Source organism: Winogradskyella ouciana, from assembly GCF_965284585.1.
GTDB classification, from domain to species: Bacteria; Bacteroidota; Bacteroidia; order Flavobacteriales; family Flavobacteriaceae; genus Winogradskyella; species Winogradskyella ouciana.
Genome location: NZ_OZ260095.1, coordinates 1,245,622 through 1,257,520, shown reverse-complemented (window position 1 = coordinate 1,257,520; position 11,899 = coordinate 1,245,622). Strand labels below are relative to the sequence as shown.

General features: G+C 34.7%; 10 protein-coding genes and 1 tRNA gene. 8 read left to right on the top strand and 3 right to left on the bottom strand.

The features are described from left to right. Positions 1 to 32: 32 nt before the first annotated feature. From kbl to ACQ65V_RS05595, 4 genes are all read left to right on the top strand, one after another. Entirely contained in the window at positions 33 to 1,226 is a 1,194-nt protein-coding gene (kbl, locus tag ACQ65V_RS05610) for a glycine C-acetyltransferase (RefSeq protein WP_430467197.1), read from the top strand. Between the two features lie 127 nt (positions 1,227 to 1,353). Next, complete coding sequence (locus ACQ65V_RS05605) at positions 1,354 to 2,751, top strand: OmpA family protein (protein ID WP_430467196.1); 1,398 nt, start codon at positions 1,354 to 1,356, stop codon at positions 2,749 to 2,751. Positions 2,752 to 2,814: 63 nt separating this feature from the next. Next, on the top strand, positions 2,815 to 5,577 hold the full coding sequence (locus ACQ65V_RS05600; RefSeq protein ID WP_430467195.1) for a PD-(D/E)XK nuclease family protein: 2,763 nt from the start codon (positions 2,815 to 2,817) through the stop codon (positions 5,575 to 5,577). Beyond that, entirely contained in the window at positions 5,577 to 6,416 is an 840-nt protein-coding gene (locus ACQ65V_RS05595; protein WP_430467194.1) for an alpha/beta hydrolase family protein, read from the top strand. The genes ACQ65V_RS05600 and ACQ65V_RS05595 overlap by 1 nt, the downstream gene beginning before the upstream one ends. A 36-nt stretch (positions 6,417 to 6,452) precedes the next feature. On the opposite strand, the gene ACQ65V_RS05590 is transcribed toward ACQ65V_RS05595, so the two are convergent. Both ACQ65V_RS05590 and ACQ65V_RS05585 read right to left on the bottom strand, forming a co-directional pair. Continuing rightward, positions 6,453 to 6,526 (bottom strand) — tRNA-Ala (locus ACQ65V_RS05590). A gap of 103 nt (positions 6,527 to 6,629) precedes the next feature. Further along, positions 6,630 to 7,427, bottom strand: coding sequence for a universal stress protein (locus tag ACQ65V_RS05585; RefSeq protein ID WP_430467193.1), 798 nt, complete (start codon positions 7,425 to 7,427; stop codon positions 6,630 to 6,632). A 36-nt stretch (positions 7,428 to 7,463) separates the two neighbouring features. On the opposite strand from ACQ65V_RS05585, the gene ACQ65V_RS05580 reads away from it, so the two are divergent. The 4 genes from ACQ65V_RS05580 (at position 7,464) to ACQ65V_RS05565 (ending at position 10,628) form a co-directional block, all read left to right on the top strand. Continuing rightward, the gene (locus ACQ65V_RS05580; RefSeq protein ID WP_273289159.1) at positions 7,464 to 7,964 is read left to right on the top strand and encodes a GNAT family N-acetyltransferase; all 501 of its coding nucleotides are present in this window, start codon (positions 7,464 to 7,466) and stop codon (positions 7,962 to 7,964) included. Next, positions 7,961 to 9,295, top strand: coding sequence for an MATE family efflux transporter (locus tag ACQ65V_RS05575; RefSeq protein WP_430467192.1), 1,335 nt, complete (start codon positions 7,961 to 7,963; stop codon positions 9,293 to 9,295). The genes ACQ65V_RS05580 and ACQ65V_RS05575 overlap by 4 nt, the downstream gene beginning before the upstream one ends. Before the next feature lie 114 nt (positions 9,296 to 9,409). Then, positions 9,410 to 9,862: a 6-pyruvoyl trahydropterin synthase family protein gene (locus tag ACQ65V_RS05570; RefSeq protein ID WP_430467191.1), complete on the top strand. Its 453-nt coding sequence runs from the start codon at positions 9,410 to 9,412 to the stop codon at positions 9,860 to 9,862. Between the two features lie 10 nt (positions 9,863 to 9,872). After that, a complete protein-coding gene (locus ACQ65V_RS05565) occupies positions 9,873 to 10,628 on the top strand; it encodes a UDP-2,3-diacylglucosamine diphosphatase (protein WP_430468619.1) in 756 nt (251 codons plus the stop codon). Here ACQ65V_RS05565 and ACQ65V_RS05560 read toward each other — a convergent pair. After that, on the bottom strand, positions 10,625 to 11,899 hold the full coding sequence (locus tag ACQ65V_RS05560; RefSeq protein WP_155089096.1) for an MFS transporter: 1,275 nt from the start codon (positions 11,897 to 11,899) through the stop codon (positions 10,625 to 10,627). The genes ACQ65V_RS05565 and ACQ65V_RS05560 overlap by 4 nt on opposite strands.

Here is an 11,899-nt window from a genome sequence, read left to right as displayed (position 1 = left end):
GTATCTTTGCGCAACAACTAATATCAAATTACATGTACGGAAGTATAAAATCACATTTACAACAAGAAATAGAATCTATTAAAGACGCAGGCCTTTACAAGGAAGAGCGTATAATCACTTCTCCTCAAGGAGCAGAAATTACACTGAATACAGGTGAAAAAGTTCTAAACTTTTGTGCCAATAATTATTTAGGACTATCCTCTCACCCAGATGTAATACAAGCAGCTAAGAATACTTTAGATTCTCATGGTTTTGGAATGTCTTCAGTACGCTTTATTTGTGGCACACAAGACATTCATAAAGAGTTAGAACAAAAAATTGCAGATTTTTATGGCACAGAAGATACTATACTCTATGCAGCAGCTTTTGATGCAAATGGAGGTGTGTTTGAACCACTGTTAACAAAAGAAGATGCTATCATTTCAGACTCATTAAACCATGCTTCTATTATCGATGGCGTAAGGTTATGCAAAGCTGCGCGTTATCGTTATCAAAATAATGACATGGCTGATCTAGAAAAGCAGCTTATCGCAGCTAACGAAAATGGTGCACGATTTAAGATTATAGTTACAGATGGTGTGTTTTCTATGGACGGCTTAGTTGCTCCTTTAGACAAAATTTGTGACTTAGCAGACAAATATGATGCTTTGGTAATGATTGATGAATGCCATGCTACAGGTTTCATTGGAGAAACAGGAATAGGAACTCTTGAAGAAAAAGGGGTTTTAGGAAGAATAGATATCATCACAGGAACCCTTGGTAAAGCAATGGGTGGTGCCATGGGTGGTTACACCACAGCAAAAAAAGAGATTATAGAAATTTTACGTCAACGCTCTAGACCTTATTTGTTTTCAAACTCTTTAGCACCAGCAATAGTGGGCGCTTCTATTAAGGTTTTTGATATGTTAAAAAACGACACTTCACTAAGAGATAAAGTTGATTGGAACACTAAATATTTTAAAAAGGGAATGAAAGAAGCTGGGTTTGACATTGTGGATGGTGATTCTGCTATAGTACCAGTAATGTTGTATGATGCCAAGCTCTCTCAAACCATGGCTAATATGCTATTAGAGGAAGGAGTCTATGTGATAGGTTTCTTTTACCCTGTTGTTCCTAAAGATAAGGCCCGTATCCGTGTTCAGCTATCGGCCGCGCATACTAAAGAACAGCTAGATAAAGCTATAGCGGCATTTATAAAAGTAGGTAAAGAACTGGAAATTATTTAAAATCGTTCCAAACATACTATTATAGGGCATTATAACAATATTTTTATATATTTGTCTTTGTTAATAACATTTAACAACTTACTTTTGCCAACAATTAACACTTAAAAAAATTAAAATTAATTAGAATATGAAAAATCTTAGCAGATTACTTTTTGTTGCAGTGCTTCTTATAAGCTTTAGCACTACACATGCTCAAGACAAGAACAATCCATGGGCTCTTACAATTGGAGCAAACGCAGTTGATTTTTACCCTGTGGGAGAAGATTCGCCTCAAGGAGATTATTTTGACGAATACTTTAATGTTACAGACCATTGGAATATTTATCCTTCACTATCTACGATTTCTGTTTCTAGATATCTTAGTGATGGTTTTACTTTTACTGCTTCTGGTTCTATAAACAAAATCGACAAATTTGGTACTAATTTTGACCCTTTAACTGGTGAAGAGTCAATAAATAGAGTTGAAGATTTAACATATTTTGGAATTGACGGTAGAGTTTCATACAGCCTTATGGATTTAATTAACTCTAACAAATTCGACCCTTATTTAGGTGTTGGTGGTGGTTATTCATGGTTAGATGATTTAGGTGCCGGAACTCTAAACGGAACTTTAGGTTTCAAATATTGGATTACTGAAAAGTTAGGTTTAGATATTCAATCTACTTACAAGCACTCTTTTGAGGATGTTTTACCTAAGCATTTCCAACACACAGTTGGTCTTTCTTTTAAGTTTGGTGGTACTGATACTGATAACGATGGTATCTACGATCAAGATGATGCTTGTCCTGAAGAAGCTGGTTTAGAAATCTTTAATGGTTGCCCAGATTCAGATAATGATGGTATCCAAGATTCTAAAGATGATTGCCCTAACACTGCTGGTTTAGCTGAGTTCAACGGTTGTCCTGATGGTGACGGTGACGGTGTAATGGACAAGGATGATAAGTGTCCTACTGTTGCTGGTTTAAAATCATTAATGGGTTGTCCAGATGCTGATGGTGACGGTGTTGCTGATGGTGATGATAACTGTCCTAACGAAGCTGGTCCTGCTGCAAACAACGGTTGCCCTTGGCCAGATACTGATGGTGATGGTATCTTAGACAAAGATGATAAGTGTCCTAACGAAGCTGGTACAGCTGCAAATAACGGTTGCCCAGAAGTTAAGCCAACTGCAGAAGTGATGGAAGAATTAAATAGTTATGCTAGAACTATTTTATTTAATGTTGGTAAAGCTTCTTTTAGACAAGAGACTGACCAAGTATTACAAGCAATGGTAGCTATCTTTAAGGATTACCCTAAAGCTAACTTTACTATTGAAGGTCATACAGATAGCTCTGGTTCTGCTTCAATGAACCAAGCATTGTCAGAAAGACGTGCAAATGCAGTTAGAGATTATTTAATTGCCAATGGAATCGATGCTGACAGATTAGTAGCTAAAGGATTTGGTGAAGATAATCCTATTGCAACCAACAAAACAAGAGCAGGAAGAAAAGAAAACAGACGTGTAGAAGTTAAGTTGAAAAACTAACTTATACTCTAAAATAGATTTAAAAAACGCTCCGAAATTCGGAGCGTTTTTTATTTTTATATAATGGAAAGTTTTATACAAGCTGTATTAGTTAATCTTAAGAGCAAAAACCTTAATCTCGAAGATTTACACTTTATCCTTCCTAGTAAACGTGCTGGAACTTTTTTAAAACACCAACTGTCTTCTGTATTAAACCAGCCTATATTTTCTCCTCATATCTTTAGTATTGAGGAATTTGTAGAAGAATTATCCGGATTAAAGAGTTTACCCAACTCTGAATTGCTTTTTAAGTTATACGAAGCTTATAAATCTCTAACTAACAAATCTGAAACCGAATCATTTGAGTTGTTTTCTAAATGGGCTCAAATCCTGTTGCAAGACTTTAACGAAATTGATAGGTATTTAGTTGAGCATGAAAAAATATTCGATTATTTAAGCGCCATAAAGGAATTAGATCATTGGTCACTCGAGTCGCAGCAAACGGACTTAATTAAAAATCATTTAAAATTCTGGAGAAAGTTAAAAGACTATTATTTAGTCTTTACAGAAAAGTTGCTCGAATCTAAACAAGGCTACCAAGGTCTTATTTACCGAGAGGCAGCCAACAACCTCGAATATTACATAGAAAATAATACCAACCGAAAACACATTTTTCTAGGTTTTAACGCCCTAAACGAATCAGAGTCAAGAATCATACAAGGGTTGCTTCAAAGTGACTTAGCAAATATCTATTGGGATATCGACGAAACATTTATTGAGGATAACATTCATGATGCTGGTTTGTTTACCAGGCAGCATAAAAACAACTGGAATTATTTTAAAAAGAACCCTTTTAATTGGATAACGACTCACTACAACGAAAAGAAGAATATCAAAGCTGTAGGAATTCCTAAACTTATAGGTCAGGCAAAATATATAGGTCAAATTTTAGATAAGCTAAGTAAAAATAATGAAAAACTGACTAATGTTGCTGTTGTTTTGGGTGAGGAAAACCTATTAATTCCTGTTATTAATTCTATCCCTAAAACAATAACCCATATTAATGTTACTATGGGCTTGCCTTTAAGGTTTGTGCCTTTAGCTTCATTGTTCGAACTATTATTTTCAACCCATAAAAATAATCCTGAAAAGTATTACTATAAAGATATCGTTGATATTATTTCACACCCGTCAATTTATGGCCTATTTCAATTAGAATCAACAAATTACTCAACTGATATTGTAAACCATATTCAAAAAAACAACTTAGTTTACTTAACGCCATCAAATTTAAAAGGACTTGTTGATGAACCCAATCAAAACATTATAAGATTATTATTCAATTCTTGGAAAGACAACCCAAAAACAGCTTTAGAAAATTGCTCTCAACTTATTTTGGCAATAAAAGATAATCTCACTAAAAATAAACGTCTAAATAACTTAGAATTGGAATATCTTTATCGATTCAACACATTATTTAACCAATTATCAGAGCTTAACTCCAATTATAAATATCTTGATTCTGTAAATGCGCTGTATGGCATCTATAAGGAACTTTTAAACACAGAAACCTTAGACTTTCAGGGTGAGCCTTTAGAGGGCTTACAGATTATGGGTATGTTAGAATCTCGTGTTTTAGATTTTGAGACTGTAATTATAAGTTCAGTTAACGAAGGCATTCTTCCGTCTGGGAAGACAAACAATTCATTTATTCCATTTGATGTAAAAATTGAAAACAATTTACCCACTTTTAAAGAAAAAGATGCCGTTTATACGTATCATTTCTATAGACTACTACAGCGTGCTAAAAATGTCTATATATTATATAATACTGAAGTTGACGCATTAAAGGGAGGTGAAAAAAGTAGGTTCATTACACAGTTAGAAGTTGAAGGTGTTCATGATATTGAACATTCCATTATTTCACCAGAAGTTCCCGCTATTGAAAAAAAGCTAAAACAGATTACAAAAACAAATTCCGTACTAGAAAAGCTAAAACAATTATCCTCTAAAGGATTTTCACCATCCTCCTTAACTAATTATATCAGAAACCCTATTGATTTTTATTATGAAAAGATTCTTGGTATAAAAGAGTTTGAAGACGTAGAAGAAAACATTGCGGCAAATACCTTAGGTTCTGTTATCCATGATACACTTGAAGATTTTTACAAACCATTAGAGGGTGAGTTTTTGACCGTGGAGCATCTGAGTACATTTAAAGCTAATACAAAAGCAACAGTCACCAAGCATTTTAAAATTTTATATAAAGAAGGTGATTTTACAAAAGGTAAAAACCTCATCATTTTTAAAATTGCCCAGCGCTATATTTCTAATTTCATTAATTCAGAAATTGAAAATCTAAATAACGGTAACCAAATTAAAATAATTGCTATCGAAACAGAGGAAGACGTAGAACTTAAGATTGATGACTTGGATTTTTCTATTAAACTTACAGGTAAAGTTGATAGGATTGATCAGTTTAATGGAGTGACCAGAGTAATCGATTACAAATCTGGAAAAGTTGAGCAAAATAAAGTTGAGATAGTAGATTGGAGTGATTTAACCACCGATTATGATAAATATAGTAAATCTTTCCAAATCTTATGCTATGCCTATATGATGCACCGAAAAAATAAAATACAATTACCTATAGAAGCTGGTATTGTATCTTTTAAAAATCTAAATGCCGGCTTTTTAAAATTTGGCAAAAAAGAATCGGCTTATAGTAGAACAAAAAATCAAATAATTACAGAGGAAACATTGGCGAGTTTTGAAATAGAGCTGAAAAAACTCACCCTAGAGATCTGCAACCCAAATATTGACTTTGTTGAAAAAGAACTAGATTAATGATCATTAATAAAAATATAGTTATTGAAAGAAGTGGCAAAAAGCCAATTCTCTTAGACTCGTTTTATCATGAAACAAAAGAACATCAACCAATCATCATTTTCTGCCATGGTTATAAAGGGTTTAAAGATTGGGGAGCTTGGAATTTAATGGCAAAATCTATTGCTGAAGCAGGTTTTTGTTTTATAAAATTCAATTTTTCACATAATGGTGGCACCATGGAAAATCCAATAGATTTTCCAGATTTAGAGGCCTTCGGGAATAACAATTATACTAAGGAACTTGATGATTTAAACGATGTTCTCAACTGGACTCAAAACCATTTCAAAAGCAATAAATGGGTAAACACATCTCAAATCTGTTTAATTGGTCATAGTCGTGGTGGTGGTATTGCCATAATAAAAGCCTCAGAAGACGAAAGAATTTCAAAACTTATCACTTTGGCCAGTGTCAGTGATTTTGGCACCAGGACTTATACTGTTGGTAATCTTGAAGAGTGGAAAAAAAATGGTGTAAAGTATGTTCTCAATGGTAGAACAAAACAACAAATGCCACACTATTATCAATTTTATGAAGATTTTAAAGTAAATGAAAAGCGACTACATATTGAATCAGCCGAAAAACAACTTAAAATTCCACATCTCATTATTCATGGAGATAACGATACTTCAGTAAAGATTGATGAAGCCTATACACTACAACAATGGAATCCCGACAGTAAACTCAAAATAATAGAAGGTGCTGATCATGTATTCAACACCAAGCATCCTTGGGAGCAAGAAAATCTTTCACCCGAACTCAAAATTGTAACCAATTCAATAATTGACTTTTTGAAATAAAAAACTCGCCGTAGTTTAAAACCATGGCGAGTTTTGTGGAGCATATCGGAGTCGAACCGATGACCTCTACGCTGCCAGCGTAGCGCTCTAGCCAGCTGAGCTAATGCCCCAAATAAAAATATTTAATATGTAAAAATACAAATTCCAACATTGCTGTATTACCGTCTTCAACCACTGGGATGAAATTTTATTTCATGGCGTGAATATAGTTTTTTATTTTAATCCGCTCAATACCAAAACCGGCATTTTAGAACTGTGAAAGTCTTTTTTCAAAATAGTATCGTCTTCCCAAAGCTTATTAAAAAACCCTCTTTTTCTTCGCACTACACATAATAAATCAGGGTAATCAGATTTGTAATGTTCTAAAACTGCCTGAAACGTTGTTGGACTCTGGGCAAACTTAATATTTGTTACCAAGTCTTTCAACTCATCATTAAGTTCAAAATCAGCCTCAACATGATATGGAGTTTTTACTAAAAGAATATTAACAACTGCCTTAAAATGATTCTTTATATTCAGCAAGGGCCTTAAAACGCCTTCCTTTTTCGTAATGGCAGATTTAACGGCCATCAAGATTTTCACTATAGGCTTATAAGTATACCCTTCTGGCACAATAAAGGCTGGTATTTGTGTCTGTTTAATGATTTTGCCTGAGGTTTTGCCCAAATACACTTCGTCTTTTATAGAATTGGTACGAGGTTCTAAAATAATTAGGTCAACATCGAGTGCTTCACAAACTTTTTCTAGAGTATCCACAAGTTTTCCCTTAAAGGTTTTGGTATGCACTTCTACGCCTTTTGTGTCAACCGAAGCCACATGATCTTTCAAAAATTGTTTCGATTCACGTTCTATTATATGATCGACCTTTATCATGGTTCCTGCTTTGGTGTAAACATTATATATTTGAACCACATAAAGCTTGGCGCCAAAAGCTTTGGCAAAATCAATAGCATATTGTAAATGCGATTTTGCGTTTTTTGAGGATCCAACAGGAACTAGTATTGTTTTCATCAGACATGAATTTAAATGCAAAAGTAAACATTATAAATGATTCGAAAAGGTAGTTTAGAAGATATAGACAGTATAATGAATTTAACCAAGGCTTGTGCTAAGGCCATGATTGCCAATGGCATTTATCAATGGAATGAGCACTACCCTAATCCGTCTGCGTTTATAAATGATGTAAAACGAAACGAACTGTATGTTCTAGAAATTGACAACCAAGTAAAAGGCACAATTGTGATTTCTACATTTATGGATGAGGAGTATATCCCTATTAAATGGCTGACGAAAAATAAAAAGAATGTTTATATCCATCGCTTAGCTATTCATCCAGATTTACAAGGACAAGGCTATGCGCAGCAACTCATGGACTTTGCCGAAAACCATGCTATAGAAAATGACTATAGTTCTATTCGATTAGATACGTTCTCACAGAACAAAAGAAATCAAAAGTTTTACGAACTTCGCGGCTATAAAAGATTGGGAGATATTTACTTTCCGAAACAAAGTGAATTTCCGTTTCATTGTTATGAGTTAGTCCTTTGAGTGCAGCAATCACATTAAAACAAATCAATAAACTCGCCATACCAGCATTAATTTCTGGTGTGTCTGAGCCTATATTGTCTTTAACCGACGCAGCAATTATTGGTAATATGGATTACAATGCCACAGAATCTCTAGCTGCTGTTGGTATTGTTACTACATTCTTGTCTATGCTCATTTGGGTTTTAGGACAAACACGCAGTGCCATTTCATCCATTGTATCACAATATTTAGGTGCTGATAAATTGAGTGAAGTTAAAAACCTTCCCGCTCAAGCTATCTTCTTAATTACCTCTTTAAGTATACTCATCATACTGGTCACATTTCCCTTTGCAGCTCAAATTTTCAAATTGTATAATGCATCAGGCCCAATTTTAGATTTGAGTGTAGATTACTATCAAATACGTGTTTTTGGTTTTCCGTTTACCTTGTTTACCATTGCAGTTTTTGGCACATTTAGAGGATTGCAAAACACATACTATCCTATGTTAATAGCCATTACAGGTGCAGTTGCTAATATCATCCTAGATATTGTTTTTGTATATGGTATAGAGGGTGTAATCCCTGCTATGCACATAAAGGGTGCAGCTTACGCCAGTGTATTGGCACAAATCATAATGGCTGTTCTTTCTGCATTTTATATCCTTAAAAAAACTGATATTCCGTTGTTGGTGAAATTTCCGTTTAATCCAGAGATAAAGCGATTTGTATTGATGATACTCAATTTATTTATCAGAACTATTGCTCTTAACATTGCCTTATATTTTGGAACCAGTTATGCCACAAAGTATGGTACTACATATATTGCCGCTTATACCATTGCCATTAACCTTTGGTTTTTAGGGGCTTTTTTAATAGATGGTTATGCTAGTGCTGGTAATATTTTATCAGGCAAACTATTTGGTGCAAAACAGTATAAAACACTTTTAGACCTCAGTAATAAGCTTATTAAATATGGTATTATTGTAGGCTTGGTCATTGCTTTGGCTGGTGCTCTTTTGTATTACCCAATAGGTAACATATTTACCGACGATAAAGCGGTTTTAGATGAGTTCTACAGTATCTTTTGGATTATATTGGCCATGCAACCCTTATGTGCTTTAGCATTTATCTTTGATGGTGTTTTTAAAGGTTTGGGAAAGATGCGCTATCTTAGAAATGTACTCTTGTTTTCGACCCTTTTGGTATTTGTCCCAGTAATTTTCATTACGGATGAACTAAACTACAAATTATTCGGAGTCTTCACTGCTTTTACACTTTGGATTATTGCAAGAGGACTGCCTTTAATCATAAAATTCAGAAAAACATTTAAACCACTAGTTCAAAACGCTTAAATTTACTGCATCAAAAATGTAAACATTAGCAACTATGATGGGAAACATGCTTTTTTTAATTCTTGCAATCGTTTTGATAATTGTATATTTTGTTAATAGAAATAAAAGACGTTAATGAGTAACATACGCATAACAAAGCAATTTTCTTTTGAAACTGGCCATGCACTCTACGGCTATGACGGCAAATGTAAAAACGTACATGGTCATAGTTACAAATTGGATGTGACCGTTATTGGCGAGCCTATTTCAGACACTTCTCATGTAAAATTTGGGATGGTCATTGATTTTAGTGACTTAAAAAAAATTGTGAAAGAAGAAATTGTTGAAGTGTTCGACCATGCAACCGTATTTAATAAAAATACACCACATGTGGAATTGGCAAAGGAATTGGAAGACAGGGGTCACAACGTACTCCTTGTAAATTATCAACCGACCAGTGAAATGATGGTGATTGATTTTGCCGAAAAAATAAAGCAACGCTTACCCAATAATATCAAACTGCATTCTCTAAAATTACAAGAAACAGCGACCAGCTTTGCAGAATGGTACGCTTCGGATAATGAATAATAGTCATCACATAGAAATTCCTGACGGAAAAAAAATCTATTTTGCATCAGACAACCATCTTGGCGCACCTACACGCGAAGATTCTTTACCTCGAGAAAAGAAATTTGTAGCATGGTTGGATGACGTTAAACAAGATGCTGCAGCGATTTTTCTGTTGGGTGATTTGTTTGATTTTTGGATGGAGTATCGCCGAGTTGTCCCCAAAGGCTTTACAAGGACTTTAGGTAAGCTCGCTGAAATTACGGATTCTGGCATTCCTGTTTATTATTTTGTAGGTAATCACGATTTGTGGATGGATGGCTATTTTGAAGAAGAGCTTAGCATTCCTGTATATCACAAACCTCAAGAATTCAAACTTGGTAATAAAGCGTTTTTTATAGGCCATGGTGATGGTTTGGGTCCTGGTGACAAAGGTTATAAGCGCATGAAAAAAGTATTTACCAACCCTGTGTGTAAATGGCTGTTTAGGCGTTTGTTGCATCCAGATTTTGGAATGCGGATTGGGCATTATATGTCTGTAAAAAACAAAATGATTTCTGGAGATGATGATGCTAAATTCTTGGGTGAAGACAACGAATGGCTAGTTCTTTATTGCAAACGTAAACTTGAAGATAAGCACCACGACTACTTTGTTTTTGGACATAGACACTTACCTCTAGAAATTCAATTGAATGAAACATCAAAATACATCAACCTCGGAGATTGGATTCAATATTATACCTATGGTGTTTTTGATGGTGATACTCTTAAATTAAAGGAATATTAGAGAATTTCCTCCAATTCGTGTTCCTCAATATCTTTACGTAAATCCAACTCTCGTAACGGTTTATTTTTAACTCCAATTACTGCAGCTATTATCAATGTTACAGTACCTCCAAGCACAACCGCTAATGGTGCTCCAAACAGTTTTGCGGCTATACCACTCTCAAGCGCACCAAGTTCATTGGAAGATCCCACAAACATAGAATTGACCGCTCCTACACGACCTCGCATTTCATCTGGTGTCTTAAGTTGAAGGATTGTTTGACGAATCACCATGGAAACACCATCAAAGACACCAGAAAAGAATAATGCTACAACACTCAACCATAACAATTTTGAAGCTCCGAAAATGATCATAAAGACACCAAAACCAAATACCGAAACAAGTAGTTTTTTTCCTGTGTTTTTTGTGATTGGCAGATATGTGGTGGCCAGCATAGTTATAATACTACCAGACGAAAGCGCTGCATTCAGCAGTCCAAATCCTTTAGGTCCTGCATCTAAAATATCTTTAGCAAAAACAGCGAAAATCGCTACTGCACCACCAAATAGAACGGCAATCATATCTAAGGTCAATGCCCCTAAAATAACTTTATCGTTAAAGACAAAACTAAGTCCGGCTTTTAAACTTTCTTTTACTGATTCGTTATTTCCCTTGTATAGAATAGGCTTTTTTCCAATTCTAAACACCAACAATAAGGCAAACATTACCAATATAAATATAATTCCAAGGGTGTAATGCACTCCAATCCATGCAATCAAAAATCCAGCACACAAGGCTCCAAAAACATTGGCTCCTTTCCATGTGCTACTGCTCCAAGTGGCAGCATTTGGATAAGCTCGCTTTGGTACCAAAAGTGCAATAAGTGAAAAAATAGTCGGTCCGAAAAATGCTCTTAATACACCACCAAAAAACACCAACGCATAAATACCTAAGAGAATGGAACCCGTTTCCCAATTAGCTTCTATATATTCTGAAGTTAACCAGAACAGCCCAAAACTTATTAAAGAAAACAATGCAATACAAAGGGTAAACAGGTTACGTTTTTCTTTTTTATCTACGATATGCCCAGCAAAAGGAGCTAAAAGAAATGCAGGTAAAAATTCGCAAAGTCCAATAATACCTAATGAAAGTGGATCTTCAGTTAATGCATAGACCTGCCATTCTATTACTACAAACTGCATGGACCAACCTAAAACCAATGCAAATCGCAGCAATAGAAAGATGTTAAACTCTTTAAACCGAAGTGCTGCGTATGGGTCGTTTTTTGCCAA